Origin of the sequence: Rhodococcus yunnanensis NBRC 103083 (assembly GCF_001895005.1) — a bacterium.
Lineage (GTDB): Bacteria > Actinomycetota > Actinomycetes > Mycobacteriales > Mycobacteriaceae > Rhodococcoides > Rhodococcoides yunnanense.
On record NZ_BCXH01000001.1, the window covers coordinates 20798 to 41831 of the forward strand.

Here is a 21034-nt window from a genome sequence, read left to right on the forward strand (position 1 = left end):
AGAAGGTTGACGAAAACCAACGACGGCAAGCGTGGGAGGGGGCGACCGCCGGCGAGTGACAAGACCAAGAAAAAGGACCTCGACGGAGCACGGTCGCGAGACAAGGAAGTGGTCGCTGCAGCAGTTCGCCTTTTCTACAGCAAGGGCTACGCCTCGACGTCGATGCAGGACATCGCGGACGAGTTGGGATTGCTGAAGGGCAGCCTTTACTACTACATCGACACGAAGGAGACCCTGCTCCGTAGGATCTTCGAGAGTTCGCATGACCAAGTCCAGGTGATCGCCGAGAAATACAAGCAGTCCGATGCGCCCGCGATGGACCGCTTCAGTGGGTTCTTGAACGAATACACGCTCTGGTATCTCGACAACATTCCCCGTGCGAGCCTCTTCGCGCGTGAATGGAGGCACGCCGGAGACGACTTGCGCGCTGTGATGGTCGAGCAGCGTCGCTACTACGATCACACGCTGCGCGTGCTGATAGTCGAATTGGCGGAGGACTATGACCTTGGTTCCTCTGTCGACGCTCCGATGATGAGCAACTTCATCATGTCAGCAGTGTCGTCGGTGCCGGACTGGTTTCACTCGACGGGTTCACTCACGGCCGCCCAGGTTGCAACACGCTATGTGGATTACGCGACACGTGTGGTGCTGAACGGTGCGCCAGCGCTGTAGCGGAGGGATCTTGCTTGTTGTCCGGAGCCCACGCCTGTTCCACGGCGTGGGCTTTTCTCGTGGATCTCGGCTTGGATCGTGTGTGACGTCATCGCCCCTGGAATAGCCCACTAGACGCGGATCACATTCTCCGATATTCTACCAATCGGTTGATGGAAAATCGGAAGGCGTCACAATGGCAGTGAACAAGGTCGTCGGGTCTCTCGACGATGCGGTCGCCGGCATCTCGGATGGGGCAACGTTGATGGTCAGCGGTTTCGGGCCACCGGGTCAGCCGTCAGCGCTCATCGATGCCGTACTCGACAGCGGTGCAAGCAATCTCACGATAATCAACAACAATGCAGGGGCCGGAGGGCGTGCGATCTCGGAGCTCTTCGCAGCCAAGCGGGTGCGCAAGGTCGTGTGTTCGTTCCCGAAAGCCATCGGATCGACCGTGTTCGACGACCTCTATCGCGCGGGTGAGATCGAACTCGAGCTGGTGCCGCAGGGAACCCTGGCCGAGCGAATCCGCGCAGGCGGGGCCGGAATCATGGGCTTCTACACGCCGACCGCGCACGGAACGGAATTGGCTGCAGGCAAGGAGACTCGTGTGTTCGGCGGTGTCGATTGTGTCCTCGAACTGCCCCTTCGCGCCGATTTCGCACTGGTGCGGGCCGAGGTCGGAGATCGGTACGGCAACCTCACCTATCGCAAGACGGGCCGAAACTTCGGTCCGCTCATGGCGGCCGCGGCAGATGTGACAGTCGCCGAAGTGTCTCGTCTGGTCCGTCCCGAAGTGATGGATCCGGAGACGACTGTTACGCCTGGAATCTACGTAGACCGACTGTTCGTGCTCGACGAGCGTTCGAGCACGTCTACCGAGGAGGAGTCTCGATGAGTCGGTGGACCCGCGACGAGTTGGCCGCCCGTGTTGCCGCCGACATCCCGGACGGTTCCTACGTCAACTTGGGAATCGGCATGCCGACGATGGTGGCAGACCATGTACCAGCCGGTCGCGAACTCGTGTTCCACACCGAGAACGGGATGCTGGGAATGGGTCCTGCGGCTGTCGGCGACCAGATCGACGAGGATTTGATCAACGCCGGAAAGCTCTACGTAACAGAGACATCGGGCTCGTCCTACTTTCATCACGCAGACTCTTTCGCGATGATCAGAGGTGGCCACATCGAATACTGCGTTATCGGCGCCTATCAGGTCGCTGTCGACGGCGACCTCGCGAACTGGCGAACGAATTCCCCTGAGGTGATTCCGGGTGTCGGCGGCGCCATGGATCTCGCGGCGGGTGCCCAGAACGTCTTCGTGTGTATGGACCTGTTCACCAAGAGCGGTGAGTCGAAACTCGTCACGGATTGCGCGTACCCGCTCACCGGGCGTGGATGCGTGAACCGTGTCTACACTGACTACGGCATCTTCGAGCCGAAGGATGGCGGGTTCGCAGTAGTCGAACTCAGCGGTGCGGCGACCCTCGAGGAACTGCGAGAGCGCTGCTCTGTTCGTCTCGACGCCCCCAGCGGTGTCCACGCATAGACGACATTCACTGTGCTGCAGACCTTTCGGATAGGTCGCGTGGCACGCAGGATTCGTCGTTCGCAATCGATACACATTCCGCCGCCCAGCCGCGGCCGCCCAGCCGCGGCCGCACGGCGCAGTGAGCATGCGCCGCATTTCTGAGGAGAATTCATGAGTTTGGTGACGGTCGAGACGGTCGGCGACGTCGCGGTGTTGTCCATCGACAACCCTCCGGTCAATGCCGGTAACTCGGCGCAGCGGAGCGCGTTGTTCGATGCCATTGCCGTTCTCGGCGCCCGAACCGACGTGTCCGCGATCGTGATCACCACGGCAGGTAGACACTTCTACGCCGGTTCCGATCTGCGTGAATTCGATCTTCCGCTGTCCGAACCTCAACTTCCGGCAGTGATCTCGGCGCTCGATGGCTTGACGATTCCCGTCGTCGCGGCTGTTCGAGGGCTCGTTCTCGGCGGGGGGCTCGAACTCGCGCTGGGTTGCGACGCGCGAATCTCGACCCCGACAACCGAACTCGGATTTCCCGAGGTCGGATTCGGAATCGTTCCCGGCGCCGGCGGCACCGTTCGGTCGGCACGGCTGATCGGTGTCGAGTCGGCGGCGGATCTCGTCACGACAGGCCGCCGAATCGGCGCAGCTGAAGCGGAGAAGATCGGTCTCGTCGATGCCGTTGTGCCCGATTCGGAGCTACTCGAACGAGCAGTCGCGTGGGCCGCGGGCCTGCGTAGTCGGCGACGACTCGTCGATGTTCCATCGTCGGCACCGTTCGCCGACCGTGCCGGGGTGACAGCAGGTCTGCCGCGCCGCCACCGACCGAACGTGCGTATCGCCGCTGAATTGGTCGTCGACGGCATCGAGCTGTCGGCAACCGACGCGCTCGCAGTCGAGCGAAAGACTTTCGACGACCTGCGGATCACCGACGAATCGAACAGCCTTCGTTACTTGTTCTTCGCTCGCCAGGCTGCGGCGAAGGATCTGAGGGGCTCGTCCGGTCCCTCCCGCCTCGAACGAGTCGGAGTCATCGGCGCAGGCACGATGGGTGCAGGCCTGGCCGCGTTGTTCGCCGAGCACGGATATCGTGTCGTCGTCGTCGACGGCAACACCGATGCTCTGGCACGAATCACCGAAGATTCGATTACGACATCCACCTTGCTCGACGCCTGTGCCGAGTGCGACCTGGTGATCGAGGCGGTGTTCGAGGACATGGCCGTCAAGCAGGATCTGTTGCAGAACTTGGAGAAGACCGTCCGCGACGACGCTGTTCTCGCGTCGAACACCTCGTATCTCGACCTCGACGAGATGGCCGAGAGAATGCTGCATCCGAACCGGTTCGCGGGATTGCACTTCTTCAATCCTGCACGCCGAAATCCGCTGGTCGAAGTGATTCCTGCAGCGAAGACCGACGAACGGACTCGGTCCGCTCTCGGTTCACTAGCATCGGCAATGGGCAAGGTAGCGATCGTCAGCGGCGTCGGCGATGGATTCGTCGGCAATCGCGTCTATGCCGACTATCGGGCGCAGGCCGAAATTCTGGTCGAGGACGGAGCGACTCCGGCCCAGGTCGATCAGGCCATGGGAGAATTCGGAATGGCCGTCGGACCGTTCGCCGTCGCAGATATGTCGGGCCTCGACATCGCGTGGTCGCGGCGCAAGCGACTTGCCCCTGATCGAGATCCCGATTGTCGTTATGTGCATATCGCGGACAGGCTGTGCGAAGCAGGTCGTTTGGGCAAGAAGGTGGGCGCCGGCTGGTATGCGTACCCGGACGGCGCAGGTCGGGGCATCGATGATCCCGCAGTGAACGCGATCATCGATGAATGTCGTGCCGCAGCAGGATCGACGCCCCGCGCGATCGACGCAGACGAAATACGGATGCGCATCCTGGGCGCGATGGTGGCAGGCGCGGCCGCGGTGCTCGCCAGCGGTGTGGCTCGTAGGGCCTCCGATGTCGACGTTGCACTCACCGAAGGTTTCGCATTCCCGAGGCACCGCGGCGGTCCCGTCAAGGCGTTCTCCCGACTGAACGAGTCCGAGCAGGTCCGAGCGCTGGCGGCAGTGCATTCCTCGGACCCACACGGCTACCCGATCTTGGCGGAGTCCGGTGACGGTGTTGTGCCGTCGGCCGTCCGCCGACTTCTGGACGAGGCCACACGATGACAACCACCGAGGAAGGGCTCAGCGGCGTGAATGCTGGAAAGAATTGGGGCGGCGGTACCTGGGAGGGCGACTTCACCTGGCCGACTATGTCGAATCGCGTGTACGACTTGGCAGTTCGCCTCGAGCACGGGATGACACACCACGTCGCGCACCCTCCGTACTCCTACACATTGGTGAAGAAGCACGGAAGCCACAACTATCCGGGTGGGATCTCGTCGGCCATGGAACTGGTGACGATTCCGGGTCACGGAGGCACACACGTGGATGCTCCCGCGCACATCTCCAAGGATGGCTTGGTGTTCGGGGGAGTCGGCGTCGACGACCACCAGACCTGGACCGACGGAGTCGATGTCGGTTCGGTCGAAGAATTGCCACCCCTCGTCGGTCCCGGACATCTCGTCGACGGCGAAGTTCTCTTCGGTCGTGAAATGACGCACCGCGACGGATTCGGAGCGGATGAACTCGATCGATGGTTCGCCGACAGGCCTGCACCGGAACGCGGTTCCGTGGTGCTCTTCCGGACCGGGTTGATGAAGCACTGGGACGACTCGGAGCGCTACCTCGGCACGGGAGTCGGGGTTCCAGGAGTCAGCCTGTCCGGTGCGAAGTGGTTGACCGATCGAGGCGTTCTCGCCGTCGGTGCGGATACCGCTAGCTTCGAACACAAACCGGAGTGGACAGTTCCGGCTCTCGACGTACATGTTCATCTGCTGGTCGAGCACGGCACGCCGATCATGGAGTCCGTGCAATTGGAGCTGTTGGCACAAGACCGGATATACGACGGGTTCCATTTCGTCGCTGCCGCCCTGCGAATCAAGGGTGGTACCGGTTCACCGCTGCGTCCGCTGGCTTTCGTCAGCTGAGTTGCCGGTTGCGTGTGACCCCGGACATACATACGATTATTTCAACCAAACGAACGTTTGAAGGAGCGGTAAATGAGCGTTTTACCCAACGACATCAAGCTGATTCTCGATACCCTGCAGGATTCGGAATTCGACCAGGCCGAGGTCGTGATCGGCGACGTGCGCATCTCGGTCGCACGCAACGGACTGCAGCTGGCCGGTGCCGCGGCACCGGTGGCAGCGGTGGCGGAACCCGTTCGCGCCGTGGTCGCCGAGCAGCATGAACAGCCTGCAGCGGTTGTCGCCGCTGCGCCTGCACAGCCCGCTTCGCTTGCGACAGCGTCACCGGCGACCGGTGTTGCGGCCGCCGAGAACGCGCACGTCGTCGAGTCACCCAGCGTCGGAGTCTTCTGGCGCGCCTCAGCGCCCGGCGCCGCGTCGTTCGTCGAGATCGGGCAGACGGTGGCGGCGGACGACACCGTGGGCATCGTCGAGGTCATGAAGTTGATGACGAACATCGCAGCCGGAGTCGACGGTGTCGTCACGGCGATTCATACCGAGAACGCTGTCGCCGTCGAGTTCGGAACCCCGCTGGTCACCATCGAGCCGAAGGCATAGCCGTGGACGGCCGAACAATAGACCGAGTCCTCGTCGCCAACCGGGGTGAGATCGCGGTTCGCATCATCCGTGCGTGCTTCGACGAGGGCATCGAAAGCGTGCTCGCCTGCTCGGCGGCGGATACCGAAACACTTGCCGCCCGGTTGGCGGACAAGGTGGTCGTCATCGGACCCGCCGCAGCGGCAGAGAGCTACCTCGACATTCCGCGTGTCGTACAAGCCGCGATCGCGACCGGGTGCGACGCCCTGCACCCCGGTTACGGATTCCTGTCCGAGCGACCCGAACTCGTCGACGCCTGCCAGGAGAACGGCATCGTCTACATCGGACCGCCTGCCGACATCATGCGGCGGTCGGGTTCCAAGCTGGGCGCGCGTGCTGTTGCCGACGAGGTCGGTATTCCCACCGGTGCAGGCTCCGGCGGACTCGCGAGCGTGGAAGACGCCGTCGAGGCGGCTCGACGCCTGGGATTTCCGCTGTTGCTCAAGGCATCTGCGGGCGGAGGCGGCCGGGGTATGACGATTCTGCGGACCGAGGACGAGGTGAAGGACGGCTACGTCCGTTCGAGCCTGGAAGCAGAGAGGGCATTCGGCGACGGGACGGTGTACGTCGAACCCTACGTCGAGCGCGCCAGGCACGTCGAGGTGCAGATTCTCGCCGACACGTACGGAAACGTGTGCCACCTGGGTGAGCGTGATTGCTCGACTCAACGCCGCTACCAGAAGGTCATCGAGGAAGCCCCGGCCGTCGGTTTGCCGGACAGCCTCATCGGCGACATTCGTGCTGCGGCAGTGAAATTGTGCGCGGCGCTCGACTACGTGGGAGCAGGCACGGTCGAGTTTCTCGTGGACGCGGACCGGAACCGATTCGTGTTCCTCGAGGTCAACGCTCGCGTGCAGGTCGAGCATCCGATCTCCGAGGCGATCACCGGGATCGACATCGTTCGTGAGCAGCTGCGTATCGCCAGCGGACGCCCTTTGTCGTTCCAGCAGAGCGACGTCCACACCACGGGACACGCGATCGAGTGCCGCCTCAATGCCGAGGACAGCACACGAAATTTCGCGCCCACGCCCGGAACGATCACCGAGTGGACGGTCCCCGGCGGCGAGGGGATCCGCGTGGACACCTTCGTGCACGCCGGAGCCGTCATCTCGCCGTGGTACGACTCGCTGATCGCGAAGATCATCGTGCACGCGGCCACTCGTGATCAAGCGATCGAACGTATGCGAGCTGTGCTCGCCAGGACTCGCGTGGGCGGCGTAGCGACGACTGCACCGATCCACGATGCCATCCTCGCCCACCCGGACTTCGCGAAAGGTCCGGTGACGACCAAGTGGCTGGAGGACGTCTTCCTTCCCGAATGGGACGCCGACACAGCCACGCTGCCCGCTTCCGGGCGCACAGCGTCCTAGATCATCGAAGGAAAATCATGCACATCGATTTCGTCGAACAGAGTCTTCGCGACGGTCAGCAGAGCCTGTGGGGCATGCGTTTGCGCGCCTACGAGGCGGCAGGCGCGCTGCCGTACCTGAAGGACGCCGGCTACCGCACGATCGACCTCACCGGCGCGGGCATGTTCACGGTGTTGCTCCGTGAGTACGCCGACGACCCATGGGCAACACTGGATTTCCTCGTTGCAGGTTTGAAGGGCAACGAGTTGCGATCGGGTCTGCGGACGCTCAGCTGTGTCGGCTTCGCCCCGACGCCGCAGGTGATCATGGACCTGTGGATCCAGACGCTCATCAAGCATGGCGTCACGAGCTTCTGGCTGTACGACTGCCTGTACGACATGCCGTTGATGAAGCACATGGTCGACGTCGTCACGCAGGCGGGTGGCCAGGCCGTTCCAGCAATCATGTACGGCCTCACCGACGTTCACGACGACGTCTACTTCGCCGATCGCGCCCGGGAGATGGCGTCGTGGACCGGAGTCGAATCGATCTACTTCGAAGATGCTGCTGGAGTGCTGAAGCCGGAGCGCGCGCGGACGTTGCTCCCAGCCATCCGTGAGGCGACCGGAACCATCCCCCTCGAACTCCATTGCCACAACACGACGAATCTTGCGCAGCACAACTACATCGTCGGAGTGGAGAGTGGCTTCACCCGGTTGCACACTGCCTCGAGGCCCATGGCCAACGGACCATCGTTGCCTTCGACCGAGGCGATGGTTACGGCGATCGAACATATGGGTTTCACACACTCGATCGACACGTCGACCTTCGAACCCGTCGCCGCGCACTTCGAGCAGGTTGCACGCGACGCCGGCCGCTCGACGGGCGTTCCAGCCGAGTACGACCCTCGGATGTACGACCACCAGTTGCCCGGTGGAATGACGGGAACGCTGATCAATCAGCTCGAGCGCCATGGATTGGGGCATCGGTTCCCCGCGGTGCTCGAGGCGATCCCGAAGGTTCGAGTCGAACTCGGGTCGCCGATCATGGCGACGCCGTTCTCGCAGTTCGTCGGTGTTCAGGCAGTGCTGAACATCATCACCGGTGATCCCTATTCGATGGTGTCCGACGAAGTGGTGCACTACGTTCTCGGCCACTACGGACCGGTCCCCGCGCCCGTCGCACCCGATGTGCTCGACAAGATCCTGTCGAGTCCTCGGGCCAAACAACTGCAGGATTGGACCAGGCCGGAACCGACGCTCGACGAGATCCGAGCGCAGTTCTCGCCGGGAATCTCCGACGAGGAACTGCTCATCCGCTTCATGATGTCGGACGAGGAGGTAGACGCCATGCTGGCAAAAGGCCCACTGCGGACGGATCGACGCCGCAGCACGAACAAAGTCGTCGAGTCGGTCGTCGAGCTGCTCGGCGATTCCCGGGGCAGCAAGTCGTTCTCGGTGTCGACTCCCGAGTTCAGCATCGCCACATCGAGAGGTGCATGATGTCCGAGCTCGGCAACGCCGTCGAGGTCGAGGTGGATGGTCCGGTGACCTGGTTGACGCTGAACAGGCCCGAACGTTTGAACGCACTCGACGACAGGCTTCTGAACGAACTGGGTGACAGGCTGGACGACAGCGCGAAGACGGACGCGCGAGTGGTCGTCATTCGGGGCGCTGGTCGTGCCTTCTGTGCGGGATACGACATCGCACCGGATTCGTCCGAGGTCGGCTATGCGGCAGAGCGCTCACCGGTCGAGGACAGGGACAGGTTGCTCGGCAACATCGAACTGTTCACGCGAATATGGCGACACCCGCAACCGGTCATCGCATCGGTGCACGGGCACTGCGTCGCCGGTGGCGCGCAGCTGGCCTCGCTGTGCGACATCACGATCGTGGCCGAGGATGCGAACATCATGACTTCGCCCGCTCTCGCACTCGGCGGAGGATACCTCTCGCCGCTCTGGGTGCACAGGGTCGGCGGTCAGCGCGCCAAACTCATGTCGATGGATGCCGGACGACGCATCACCGGTTCGACGGCGGCCGAGTGGGGGTGGGCCGCCGATGCGGTCCCAGCGGCAGAGCTGCACGACTACGTCCGTCGTACGGCGCACTCGATCGCGCGAACGGCAGGCTCGCTCCTGAGACTCAAGAAGGAGGCGGTCAATCGCGCGGTGGAGCTGGACGGGCTGCTCACCTACGCGAGGATAGGCGCGGAAACCGATGCGTTGCTGCATATGACCCCCGAGGTCAAGCACACGCAATCGCGCATCAAGGACATCGGGCTCAAGGCCGCTATCGCCGAGTTCAACGCCGATTTCGAGGCGCAGTTCGGCAGTGTTCGGGGTGCCAGGTGACCGTCGACCTGCCCACGTACGACGAGCTTCCCGAACTCGGTGATCTGGGGGTTCGGCACTCGTGGGGGTTGCTACCTCACCACACCGGCACGCTGGAGCGGATCGGCCCGAAACAGGTGCGGCTCGCCTCTGAATCGGTGACACTTGGAACGGCGTTCTCGCTCAGCGAGCCGATGACCACGTTCGGCAATCCTCTGTTCGGTCGAGATGCTCTGTCGCACAGAGTGATCGAGGCTGGTCGAAATGAACTCGAGGATGTTCTCGACAGTTTCAATCCGCAGGCCTACTCACAGATCGATGGCCTTGCACATGTGCGTGCCCGCGAATTCGGTTTCTACGGAGGGCATGTCGACGCTGCAGAAGCGAGGGAAGAACTCGGTATGCATCACTGGGCCACGCGTGCCATCGTCGGACGAGGCGTGTTGCTCGACGTTCACCGGTCCAGGCTCGCACGGGGTGTCGACGACGATCCGACGGCAGGCACGCCCATCACCCCGACGGAACTCGATACGGTGGCCAACGAACAGGGTGTGGTCGTCGAGCGCGGCGACATTCTCCTCGTTCGGACCGGCTGGCTGAGTGCGTTTCGCCAGCGACCGGCTGAGCCGGTGCGCACCTGGAACGGTCTTCACGCGGGAGAAGATACAGCGAGGTATCTGTGGAATCGCGGGGTTTCGCTACTCGGAGCGGACAACCCGGCGGTCGAGGATTCGCCCGGTTCTCGTGAGGCAGGATCACTGCATCGACGCTTGCTTCCTGCACTCGGTTTGTCGTTGATGGAGTTGTTGAATCTCGACGATCTAGCGAGTGCGTGTAGTGATCACGAACGCTGGAGCTTCCTGTTCACCGCGGCACCGCTGCCGCTTCACGGTGGCGTCAGTTCGCCGGCGAACGCTCTCGCAATCCTGTAGTTGCTCATAGGCGGGGTCGAGCCGTACCCACATTATTCAACCGGACGTTTGGTGAAATTAAAATGACTGCACAGATACTTCATACCGGGCGCGACATCGAGCAGTTCGCGGCCCAGGCCGAAAAGTGGCTCGCCGGTGCCGTTCCCGAGCGGTGGAAGAACAACCGGGGCTCGCTGAGCGGTCACGACATGGACGAACTACGTCGCGAATGGGATTTCATCCTGTGGGAAGGGGGCTACTCGGGATTGTCGATCGCCAAGGAGTACGGCGGTCAGGGACTCGGTCTGGCCGAAGAGATCATCTTCCACGTGCTCGCCGGTGGCGCGCAGGCTCCCGATGGTCTGGCGCGCGTCGGAAAGTCCCTTGTCACCCCCATGCTGATCAAGAGCGGGAGCGAGCAGCAGAGGGCGGCGTACATCCCGTCGATCATGAACGGCACGGACGTCTGGTGCCAGGGATTCTCGGAGCCGGAAGCAGGTTCGGACATGGCCAACATTCAGATGCGTGCACGTCGCGTGGACGGTGGGTACCTGCTCAACGGCACGAAGACATGGACGTCGTTCGCGCAGCATGCGCGTCGTTGTTTCGTGCTCGCGCAGACGCAGCCCGACGCCGGTAGATACCGAAATCTGTCGATGCTGTTGGTGGACATGAAATCTCCCGGAGTGTCGATCAGTGATATCAGGCAGATATCGGGTGCGGTCCACTTCGCCGAAACGCGGTTCGAGAACGTGTTCGTCTCCGACGACGATCGGGTCGGCGACGACGGGGACGGATGGGGCGTTGCGATGCGCGTACTCGGCGACGAGCGCGGGGGAATCGAGACAGCAGCACGCTACGTCGAGATCCGATCCGATGTCGATGCGCTCGTAGCAGCCCTCGGCGACAACCCCCGGTACGCCGACCGAATTCGTGATCTCGACATTCGAACCGAAGTGGTGCGATGGCAGTTGGCGAAGATCGCAGATCTGGAGGCCGCAGGCGACGAGAAGAGGTTCGCGCGTGCGGGTGGCGTCATGAAGCTCATGTGGAGTGAGCTGTGGCAGGACATCGCCCGCCTCGGCGTTCTCGAAGTGCCGCCCGGCCGACAAGAGCAACATTGGGCGTATCAGTACCTGGAGTCCCGCGCGGTCACGATCTACGGCGGTTCCAGCGAAATTCAGCGAAACATCCTGTCCGAACGAGTGTTGGGCCTACCTCGATGAGCACTGCAAGCACACAGTACGCAATGTCCACCCTGCCGACCGAGTTCGGTTCGACCGGCGCCGACGGAATCCGGGATCTCGTGCAGCGAGCTACTTCTCGCGCACCAATCGCCGCATACGCCGAGGAGGGCATTCCGCCGGTGTCGTGGAGCGCTATCGCCGACGCCGGGTGGGACGAGGCAGGAATCGTCGAGGACGGCGACGGAGCAACCACGAGAGACCTCGTCGAGATCGCGCGTGAATGGGGATATGGTTGCATTCCTCAACCGCTGCTGCCGACGTTGCTCGCGAAGCGGTTGTCCCGCGTCGCACGATCGGCGGCCGGACCTGTGACGTTCGCTCTTTCGATGGGTGAGAAGTCGCTGGTGCCGTTCGGGCAGATCGAGGCGATCTCCGTCGTCACCGAGTTGGGAACCGACGGCGGTGAACTGCATCCGGTATCGGAGGGCGAGCCCGACGGTCTCGACTTGATCGCACGTGGGCTTCGTTCGACCGCGTCGCAGACCACCACGTTGACCACCCTCGCGGCACGAGAGGTCGCTCTGGTGTTCGCGGCCGAAGCGCTCGGTGGAGCGGAGCGGCTGCTCTCTGATTCGATCGAGTTCGCAAAGCAGCGAACGCAATTCGGACGTCCCGTGGGGTCGTTCCAGGCCGTCAAGCACAAGATCGCCGACGCGGCCATCGCCGTCGAGGCCGCCGAGACCGCCCTGATCTGGGGGTCTCAGCGGCAGGAGAACGCATTCCGAGCATCGGTGTTCGCGACCGACCGATGCGTGGATGCCGCAGAGATCGCCGTGCAGGTGCACGGTGGCCTCGGATTCACATGGGAAGCGGGTCTGCACTTCCCGTTTCGAAAGCTCCTCTCGGCGCACCGTGTCGCCGCGTCGTTGGAGCACGATCATGGCTGAGGCGATCATTCTCGGAAGCCGTCGTACCGCGATCGGCCGCGCGTACAAGGGTTCGCTCGTAGCGACGCGGCCCGACGACATGTTGGCCGACGTCACACGCGCACTCCTGGGCTCGATTCCCGATCTGGATCCGACTCGGATCGACGAGTTCCTGTTGGGGTGCAGCCTTGCATCCGGCGAGCAGGGCGGAAACCTGGGCAGGGTGGTTCCGGTGATGCTCGGGCTCGACGGTGTGCCCGGTTCGACGGTCAACCGGTATTGCGCCTCCAGCATGCAGACCACCCGCTCGGCGCACCACGCGATCAGGAACGGGGACGGAGCCGTCTATCTCTCGATGGGGCTCGAGGCCGTCAGTCGAATCGGTTCGCGTGGGCCGGATCCGGTGGAGGACGAGCGTCACCCGATGTTCCGTGGTCTGGTGCCCTCGTCGCCCTGGAGCGACCCGCGCACGCACGGTGCTGTTCCCGACGTCTTCGTAGGGATGGGGTTGACCGCGGAGAACGTTGCTGATCTCCACTCCGTAAGCCGTCTCGAAATGGACGAGTTCGCCGTCCGCAGCCACGAACTTGCGATAGCGGCCCGAGACTCGGGGTTCTGGGACGACGAGATCGTTCCCGTCGAGCGAGCCGATGGGTCGACGTTCGACAGGGATGAGGGCCCGAGAGCTGGATCGTCGATCGAAGCTCTGGCTGGTCTGAAGCCTGCTTTTCGGGAGAACGGCCGTGTGACTGCCGGAAACTCGTGCCCGCTCAACGACGGTGCCGCTGGCCTCGTGATCGTCGACGAGACGGTCGCGTCCGAGATCGACTCTCCGTTGAAGGCGCGGATCGTCAGTACTGCCGTTCATGCTCTCTCGCCCGAGATCATGGGTATCGCGACGGTCGGAGCCGCGCGGCGAGCGTTGCACCGCGCGCAGCTGTCGATCGACGACATCGGCGTCGTCGAGATCAATGAGGCGTTCGCTGCGATGGTGGTGCCTACCTACCGCGAACTGGGTGTCCCGCTGGAGAAGGTCAATCCCTTCGGCGGAGCTCTGGCTCTCGGACACTCGTTCGGGATGTCCGGTGCACGCATCACCGGAACGCTCCTGCGGGGAATGCGTTCCAGAGGAGCGCGTTACGGGTTGCAGACGATGTGTGTGGCCGGCGGTCAGGGAATGGCGATGGTCGTCGAGCTGCTCGAGTGACCTCTCAGCTGGCGGGTTGCATATGTGGTGCGCCTCACTTATTGTTATATCAAACGAACGTTTGACTGAAAAAGGACCGAGATGACCCGACCTACGGAAACACCCGAATACGACGTCGTTGTGATCGGCGCCGGTTTCTCCGGTTTGTATGCCACTTATCGACTCGCGCAGGCAGGTTACTCCGTGCATGCGTTCGAGGCAGCCGACGGCGTCGGCGGAGTGTGGACGTGGAACAACTACCCGGGTGCACGTACGGATTCGCTCCACGAGACGTACCAGTTCTCGTTCGACCGCGATTTCGCGAGCTCGTGGAGGTACTCCGACATCCACCCCACGCAACCCGAAGTACTCGACTACTTGAACACGTTCGCCGATCATTTCTCGCTTCGTGACCTGTACTCGTTCGATACGCGGGTCGAGCAGGCCGCCTTCGACGCAGACGCCGGCCGCTGGAATTTCACCACCGACACCGGTGAAACGGCGCGCGCCAAGTACTTCGTCACCGGTCTCGGGTTGGTATCGGCCCCGCTGTTTCTCAACACTCCGGGCTTCGAGAAGTTCACGGGCCGAGTCGTGCACACGTCACGGTGGCCGGCGGAGGGAATCGACTTCGTCGGTAAGAAGGTTGCGGTCATCGGAACCGGCTCGAGTGGTGTGCAGGTAGCGCCCGCGATCGTCGACGATGTCGCCGAGTTGACTGTGTTCCAGAGGACACCGAACTGGTGCCCCCCGACCGGTCATCGGCCGGTGTCGGACGACGAGCACGTGTCCATCGTCGAAGACTTCGACGGGCTGTGGTCACGCGTACGGCAACACCCAGCTGGGTGGCCGTGGAATCCGACGGGCCGAAACGTGCTCGACGCGGATCCTGACGAACGTGAACGAATCTTCGAGGAATGCTGGACCCGCGGCGGATTCTCGATGCTTTTCGAGACGTTCGACGACGTCAATGTCGTCAAGGAAGCCAATGATCTGCTGTGCGACTTCGCCGCTCGCAAGGTCCGGGCGATCGTCCAGGATCCGGCAGTGGCCGAGAGTCTCATCCCGGATCATCCCTACGGGGCCAAGCGCCCGCCCGCGTCCGACGGATACCTCGAGATGTTCAACCGCGAGAACGTTCGCCTGGTAGACGTGCGCCGTACGCCGATCGCTCGGTACTCGGAAAGCGGAATCGATACCACGGAAGAAAGCTTCGACTTCGACATCGTCGTACTGGCGACCGGATTCGACGCCGTTACCGGCGCGTTCACTCGCATGGACATCCGCGGACTCGGCGATGAAAGTCTGGCGGATCGGTGGAACGCCGAAGGCCCCAAGACCTTCCTCGGGCTTGGAGTACACGGGTTCCCCAACATGCTCATGGTTGCGGGTCCGCAGAGTCCGTTCTCCAACCTGCCTCCTGGCGCTCAGGCCGCAGGTGAATGGATCACGAACGCGCTGAAGCACTTCGAGAGTGAAGGAATCGAGGCGTTCCACCCGGCGCAGGAAGCGCAGGAGGCGTGGAACGACCACGTCCAGGAGATCGCTCTCGGCGGCCTGACGGCCTACGGCAAGGATGCCAACTCGTGGGCGGTCGGTGCCAACATCGAGGGCAAGCCTCGTGTCTACAACGTCTACTACGCCGGTTTCAAGGCGTACGCAGACCGCTGCGACGAGGAAGCCGCGGCGGGATACACGAACTTCGTGCGCGCCCGGACCGCCGAGCGAGTCGGCTGATGGGTCGTTTCGACGGCAAGGTCGCGTTGGTGACTGGCGCGGCGCGCGGCCAGGGCCGTAGCCATGCCGTGCGCTTGGCCGCGGAAGGCGCCGCCATCGTCGCGGTTGACCTGTGTCGCGATGTGTCGACAACCGACTACGCACTGGGAACCGAAGAGGATCTCGCCGAAACTGCGCGTGCGGTGGAAGCCGAAGGCGGACGAATCCTCACGAAGGTGGGGGACACCAGGGTGCAGACCGATCTCGATTCGGCAGTTGCGGCGGGGTTGTCGCGATTCGGCTCTGTCGATATCGCGGTGGCCAACGCCGGCATCGTGAGCTGGGCACCGGTCCACGAGATCTCGGATGCACAGTGGACCGAAATGATCGACATCAACCTCACCGGTACCTGGCGGACCATCAAAGCCGTCGTCCCTGCGATGCTCGAGCGCAAGAGTGGCAGCATCGTCATCGTCAACTCCGGTGCCGGACTCAGTGGGCCGAACAATCTGGCGCACTATGCTGCGGCGAAGCATGGGTTGGTTGGGCTCATGCGTTCGGCGTCGAACGAATTGAGTCCCGAGGGAATTCGTGTCAACAGTGTGCATCCGAGCCAGGTCGACACTCCGATGATCATGCACGACAGCCTTTTCGGTCTGTTCCGCCCCGACCTGGAGAAGCCGACCAAGGACGACATCGTCGGTGTCTCGCAACGGCTGCACACCATACCCGTGCCGTGGGTGGAACCGGTCGACGTCTCGCACGCAGTGTTGTTCCTGGCGTCCGACGACGCGCGATACATCACCGGGACAAGCCTTCCCGTGGATGCGGGCGGATCGATCAAGACGTCGTACTGACTCGATCAGTTCGAAAGGAAAGTAGGTAGATCGTAGTGACTGCTCTCGAAGGACAGGTCGCGATCGTCACGGGTGCGGCGAACGGGATGGGCGAACGCGTTGCCATCACTCTTGCGTCGCGAGGCGCGCATGTGATCGTCGCGGACAAAGATGGTGAACGAGGGCCTACAGTGGCCGGCGACATCGAGAAGAGCGGCGGCAGTGCTCGTTTCGCCCAAGTCGATGTCACCGACGAGCCTGCTGTTCGCGATCTGGTGGATCAGGTGATCGCCACCGAAGGCCGCATCGACTTTCTCGACAACAACGCCGCAGCTTTGGAACTCACCGCGAACGATCCGGACGTGATGGCCCTGGAGTCGAGCATTCTGCTCGAAACGTTGCGTGCAAATCTCGTCGGTCCGTTTCTGTGCTGCAAGTATGTGTTACCGCACATGGTGCACGCGGGGCGTGGTTCGATCGTGAACATGGCGTCGGTGTCGGGGATGCTCGGCGAGACCTCGCTCACCGCGTACGGGATTTCGAAAGCCGGTGTCATACAACTGACTCGGGACGTTGCCGTGCAGTACGGCAAGTCGGGTGTTCGGTGCAACGCGATTGCTCCCGCGCTCGTGATGACCCGGAATACCACCGAGTGGATGCCGCCGGAGTTCAAGGACATCTACCTCAGGAACAGTCTGACGCCCTACGTGGGCGATCCGCAGGACATCGCCGGTGTTGTTGCGTTTCTCGCGAGCGACGAATCGCGCTACATGACAGGACATGTGATCCCCGTGGACGGCGGAATCGCCTCCGCGTCACCCATCGTGGCCGACAGGCGTGCGTTGGGCTGACGACGAGGGACGGCGCCGTGCGTGAGGGCATCGCGCCGGACAATGTCAGTGTGCTCGGATAGCTCCATCACCAGTAGGGGATGGAGCTATCCGAGCTTTGTGCTGTCCGGACGAATGAAAGTCATTGCAGCGCAATTTCTTGCGTTGTCGGGGGGGAATTCAAATTGATGCCAATTCTCTCTTGCCAAACGGTTGTTTGAAAAATACAGTTCCTGAGTATGACGTCAGACACAGCGACGTCGGTTCGAGACGTCGCTAACTGATGTCCAATCCCTAGTGAGGTGCGTAGTGCGTGCGTGGCAAATGATCGCGGCCGGGGAGCCGTTGAAATTGGTGGAGCTCCCGGATCCCGAACCGGGGCCCGGGCAGGTGGTCATCGACGTCAAGGCAGCTGGGTTGTGCCACAGCGATGTCGGCTTCCTGGACGGATCCATGGCATGGATGCTGGAGCAGATGCCGATCGTCCTCGGACACGAGGTGGCGGGCGTCGTATCGGCGATCGGTCCCGATGTCGAAGGATTTGCAGTCGGCGACCGGGTGGGTGTGGCCGGCGACGGCCTGGATGCCCCGGGAATCGTCCTCGACGGCGGATTCGGTGAGCGGTGCATCGGCAAGGTGGTTCAACTGGTGCCCATCCCCGACAGCGTGTCGTTCGGCCAGGCGGCAGCCGGTACGGACGCCGGAATGACCTCGTATCACGCAGTCAAGGTGGCGGGTGGCGTCGGACCGGGAAGCCGGTTGGGAATCATTGGACTCGGCGGGCTCGGATTGACGGGCGCCAAGATCGCCGTCGGACTGGGCGCGGATGTCTACGCTGCCGAGATCGACGAAGGCGTTCACGACCTCGCCCGAGCCGCCGGAGTGCTCGAGGTAGTCGAGGACACCCGTGACCTCGCTCAGTACGAGCTGGACACCATCGTGGACTTCGCAGGTGTAGGAGTCACCACGGCGGCCGCCATCGAGGCCATCGCGCCACACGGACGCATCGTTCAGGTCGGTATGGCGCGTGATCAGATGACGCTGCCGACACAGACTTTCGTGTCGAAGCAGCTCACCCTCATCGGATCACTCGGCGGCAAGAAGGAGGACACGGCAGCTGTCTACGAACTGATGGCGAACGGCACCCTGGAGATTCTGGCGACGTCCATTCCCTTCGAGGAGTTGGCAGAGGGCATCGAGCGGTTGCACCGCGGCGAAGTCCGCGGTCGACTGGTGGCGTCGTATGAGTAGCAGCGCGGCCGACGACTTGCCCGTCGGGCAACCCGATGAGGTGCCGCAGCACATTCGATTGCGGGGTGTGGTCAAGACCTTCGCCGGCACGCAGGCCCTCAATGGTGTCGACCTCGATATCCGCCCCGGTGAGATTCACGCTCTCTGTGGTGGAAACGGTTCCGGCAAGTCCACGTTGATCAAGATTCTCTCCGGCGTCTATCAGGCAGACGAGGGTGGAACGATCTCGGTCGGCGAGAAGACGGTTCCGGCGCACGAGATGACTCCGTTGTCGGCTACCGAGCTGGGTGTTCGCACCGTCCACCAGGATCTGGCGGTGTTTCCAGACCTCACCGTCGCCGAGAACTTCGGGTTCGGTGTCGGGTTCCAGACGGCCCGGTTCGGCCGGATTGCCTGGCGCAAGCAGCGGGCGCTCGCGCAAGAGCTCATCAGCGAGTTCGAGATCGACGCCTCGCCGAACACTCTCCTGCGAAAGCTCACTCTCGCTCAGCGGGCTCAGGTTGCCATCGCGCGAGCGCTCCGTGCCGGTGAAGGAAAGCCCAGGCTCCTGATTCTCGACGAGCCGACCGCAGCCTTGCCGATCCGTGAGGTGAAGCAACTGCTCGCCAGCTTGCGTCGACTCGCGGCAGCCGGCCAGGCGATTCTCTACGTGAGCCACAGGCTCGACGAAGTTTTGGCGTTGAGTGACTCCATCAGTGTCCTGCGAGACGGAGCCCTCGTCGAGACGAGAGCAGCGGCCGACTACACGGAGTCGACGTTGGTCGAGGCGATGTTGGGCCGGTCGATCGAGGCTGCGCTTCCGCGCGAGTCCCATGCGGTCGGAACGGACGCCGTCGTTCGAATCTCCGGCTTGAACTGTGGCCCACTCACCGATCTCGATCTCAGTGTCTATCCCGGTGAGATCGTCGGGGTAGCAGGATTGAACGGGTCGGGCCGGTCACGGCTGCTCCGCACGCTGTTCGGGCTCGAACGGCCCGACTCCGGTGAAATTCACATCAGCGGAAAGCCGGTCAAGTTCTCTCGGCCGAGTCAGGCGATGGCGCAGGGCATCGCGATGGTGCCGGAGAACCGAATTTCCGATGCCAACTTCCCCGGCTTGTCCATCGAGGAGAACATGACGGTCACCGTCATGGGTCGGTACTTCCGTCGACTTCGGATGGCAACCCCAGCAGCGCGCACGGCAGCAACCGAGTTGAGCGATGCCTTCAAGGTCAAGACGACGTCGGTGCGTGCTCCGATGACATCGCTGTCCGGCGGCAACCAGCAAAAGGTGATCATGGCGCGCTGGATGCAGCGCACGCCGTCGTTGCTTCTTCTCGACGAGCCCACCCAGGGAGTCGACGCTGGTGCGCGGGCCGACATCTACGCACTGGTGCGGGATGCGACCGCGAACGGCGCCGCGGCGATCGTCGTCGCATCCGATTTCGAAGAATTGGCGCAGGTCGCCGACCGAGTGCTCGTGATGCGGCGTGGCCGCATCATCGCCGAACTCGCCGGGGATCGCATCACGGCACACACGCTTACCGAACTCAGCATGTCAGAAGGGAATGTCCGGTCGTGACTAACACCAATGGCTCCGCAGCGGCGGGCCGAAACAAAGTGGGATTCCCGATCGGTCGTATTCTCGAGTACGCCGGGTTGCCCATCGCTCTGCTCCTGTTGGTGCTGTGGTTCAGTCTCGACTCGGACTCCAGCGTCGCCTTCCGTTCGACGGCGAACATCACCAACATCCTCGCGAACCAGTCCGTGACGGGAATCATCGCGCTCGCCATGGTGATCCCGCTGGTGTGCGGTTACTTCGACCTGTCCGTCGCCGCCGTCGCAGGGCTGGCGAACGTCGCCACGGCCACCGTGATCGGCACGCACGGCCAGCCGATCTGGGTCGGCATTCTCGCCGGGCTACTGTGCGGTCTCGTTGCGGGAGCGATCAACGCATTTCTCGTGGCCGGTCTGAAACTGAACGGATTCATCGCCACACTGGGTACGTTCACGTTGCTCGGCGGGGCGCTGCAGTGGTACACCAACGGCCAGACGATCACCAACGGGATCCCTCGTGCATTGAGCGCGTGGGGAACTCAGAACTTCCTCGGACTCCCACGCCCGTTCTGGTTGCTGATGGTCGTCGCGGTCCTGGCCTGGTATCTGTTGGCGCACACACCGCTCGGACGCATCTTCGAGGCGTTGGGATCCAACGAGGCAGCAGCCAAACTCGTGGGAATCCGCGTCGAGCGCACGGTCGCGATCGCGTTCATGCTGTCGGCGACGCTGGCGAGTATCGCCGGGGTGCTGTTGACGGTCCGCACCGGCGGCGCCAATCCCACGGGTGGTTCGTCGTACCTGTTCCCCGCTCTTGCCGCAGTGTTCTTGGGTGCGACGGCGATTCGACCCGGCCGATACAACGTGTGGGGCACGGTGTTCGGTGTCTTCCTCGTCTCCGTCGCGGTCAACGGCTTCACGTTCCTCGGCGCGGAAGCCTGGGTGAACAACGTGTTCAACGGCGGCGCGCTCGTTGCTGCCGTGGCTATCTCGACACTCGTCGGCCGACGAAACGAGAACAAGATGAAAGCAGTTCTGCAAGAAACCAACTCGCACGCCACTGAAACGCAGACATCCGATACCGCGCCCATCGATTCCCGTCGATGAATCGCAGACCGAACC

General features: G+C 62.9%; 19 protein-coding genes. All 19 read left to right on the plus strand.

Annotation, left to right across the window (positions count from 1 at the left end; all coding sequences use genetic code 11):
- Positions 1-108 precede the first annotated feature (108 nt).
- The 19 genes from RY1_RS00115 to RY1_RS00205 all read left to right on the plus strand — a co-directional run bounded on the left by RY1_RS00115 (position 109) and on the right by RY1_RS00205 (position 21019).
- On the plus strand, positions 109-672 hold the full coding sequence (locus tag RY1_RS00115) for a TetR/AcrR family transcriptional regulator (RefSeq protein WP_169914528.1): 564 nt from the start codon (positions 109-111) through the stop codon (positions 670-672).
- 175 nt (positions 673-847) lie between these two features.
- Positions 848-1549, plus strand: coding sequence for a 3-oxoacid CoA-transferase subunit A (locus RY1_RS00120; RefSeq protein WP_072801510.1), 702 nt, complete (start codon positions 848-850; stop codon positions 1547-1549).
- Positions 1546-2199, plus strand: coding sequence for a 3-oxoacid CoA-transferase subunit B (locus tag RY1_RS00125; protein ID WP_072801511.1), 654 nt, complete (start codon positions 1546-1548; stop codon positions 2197-2199). The genes RY1_RS00120 and RY1_RS00125 overlap by 4 nt, the downstream gene beginning before the upstream one ends.
- A 153-nt stretch (positions 2200-2352) precedes the next feature.
- A complete protein-coding gene (locus RY1_RS00130) occupies positions 2353-4353 on the plus strand; it encodes a 3-hydroxyacyl-CoA dehydrogenase NAD-binding domain-containing protein (protein ID WP_072801512.1) in 2001 nt (666 codons plus the stop codon).
- Entirely contained in the window at positions 4350-5216 is an 867-nt protein-coding gene (locus RY1_RS00135; RefSeq protein WP_084727042.1) for a cyclase family protein, read from the plus strand. Before RY1_RS00130 ends, RY1_RS00135 begins: the two co-directional genes overlap by 4 nt.
- A 72-nt stretch (positions 5217-5288) precedes the next feature.
- Positions 5289-5813 (plus strand): acetyl-CoA carboxylase biotin carboxyl carrier protein, encoded by a 525-nt coding sequence (locus tag RY1_RS00140; protein WP_072801513.1) that lies wholly within the window; start codon positions 5289-5291, stop codon positions 5811-5813.
- Between the two features lie 2 nt (positions 5814-5815).
- Complete coding sequence (locus RY1_RS00145; protein ID WP_072801514.1) at positions 5816-7222, plus strand: acetyl-CoA carboxylase biotin carboxylase subunit; 1407 nt, start codon at positions 5816-5818, stop codon at positions 7220-7222.
- 17 nt (positions 7223-7239) lie between these two features.
- Positions 7240-8703, plus strand: coding sequence for a hydroxymethylglutaryl-CoA lyase-like TIM-barrel protein (locus RY1_RS00150; RefSeq protein WP_072801515.1), 1464 nt, complete (start codon positions 7240-7242; stop codon positions 8701-8703).
- Positions 8700-9554: an enoyl-CoA hydratase-related protein gene (locus RY1_RS00155; RefSeq protein WP_072801516.1), complete on the plus strand. Its 855-nt coding sequence runs from the start codon at positions 8700-8702 to the stop codon at positions 9552-9554. The genes RY1_RS00150 and RY1_RS00155 overlap by 4 nt, the downstream gene beginning before the upstream one ends.
- Positions 9551-10465 carry a cyclase family protein gene (locus tag RY1_RS00160; RefSeq protein ID WP_139279683.1) on the plus strand — a complete coding sequence of 305 codons (915 nt, stop codon included), beginning with the start codon at positions 9551-9553 and terminating at the stop codon, positions 10463-10465. The genes RY1_RS00155 and RY1_RS00160 overlap by 4 nt, the downstream gene beginning before the upstream one ends.
- A gap of 62 nt (positions 10466-10527) precedes the next feature.
- The gene (locus tag RY1_RS00165) at positions 10528-11670 is read left to right on the plus strand and encodes an acyl-CoA dehydrogenase family protein (RefSeq protein ID WP_072801517.1); all 1143 of its coding nucleotides are present in this window, start codon (positions 10528-10530) and stop codon (positions 11668-11670) included.
- Positions 11671-11693: 23 nt separating this feature from the next.
- The gene (locus tag RY1_RS00170; protein ID WP_072801518.1) at positions 11694-12578 is read left to right on the plus strand and encodes an acyl-CoA dehydrogenase family protein; all 885 of its coding nucleotides are present in this window, start codon (positions 11694-11696) and stop codon (positions 12576-12578) included.
- Positions 12571-13764 (plus strand): acetyl-CoA C-acyltransferase, encoded by a 1194-nt coding sequence (locus RY1_RS00175; protein ID WP_072802192.1) that lies wholly within the window; start codon positions 12571-12573, stop codon positions 13762-13764. The genes RY1_RS00170 and RY1_RS00175 overlap by 8 nt, the downstream gene beginning before the upstream one ends.
- Positions 13765-13845: 81 nt before the next feature.
- Complete coding sequence (locus RY1_RS00180) at positions 13846-15480, plus strand: flavin-containing monooxygenase (RefSeq protein ID WP_072801519.1); 1635 nt, start codon at positions 13846-13848, stop codon at positions 15478-15480.
- Positions 15480-16316, plus strand: coding sequence for a mycofactocin-coupled SDR family oxidoreductase (locus tag RY1_RS00185; protein ID WP_072801520.1), 837 nt, complete (start codon positions 15480-15482; stop codon positions 16314-16316). Before RY1_RS00180 ends, RY1_RS00185 begins: the two co-directional genes overlap by 1 nt.
- A gap of 35 nt (positions 16317-16351) precedes the next feature.
- A complete protein-coding gene (locus RY1_RS00190) occupies positions 16352-17146 on the plus strand; it encodes an SDR family NAD(P)-dependent oxidoreductase (RefSeq protein WP_084727044.1) in 795 nt (264 codons plus the stop codon).
- Positions 17147-17434: 288 nt separating this feature from the next.
- Positions 17435-18376, plus strand: coding sequence for a zinc-binding dehydrogenase (locus tag RY1_RS00195; RefSeq protein ID WP_072801522.1), 942 nt, complete (start codon positions 17435-17437; stop codon positions 18374-18376).
- Entirely contained in the window at positions 18369-19937 is a 1569-nt protein-coding gene (locus RY1_RS00200) for a sugar ABC transporter ATP-binding protein (protein ID WP_072801523.1), read from the plus strand. Before RY1_RS00195 ends, RY1_RS00200 begins: the two co-directional genes overlap by 8 nt.
- Positions 19934-21019, plus strand: a complete 1086-nt coding sequence (locus tag RY1_RS00205; protein ID WP_072801524.1) for an ABC transporter permease — start codon at positions 19934-19936, stop codon at positions 21017-21019. The genes RY1_RS00200 and RY1_RS00205 overlap by 4 nt, the downstream gene beginning before the upstream one ends.
- Positions 21020-21034: the final 15 nt, after the last annotated feature.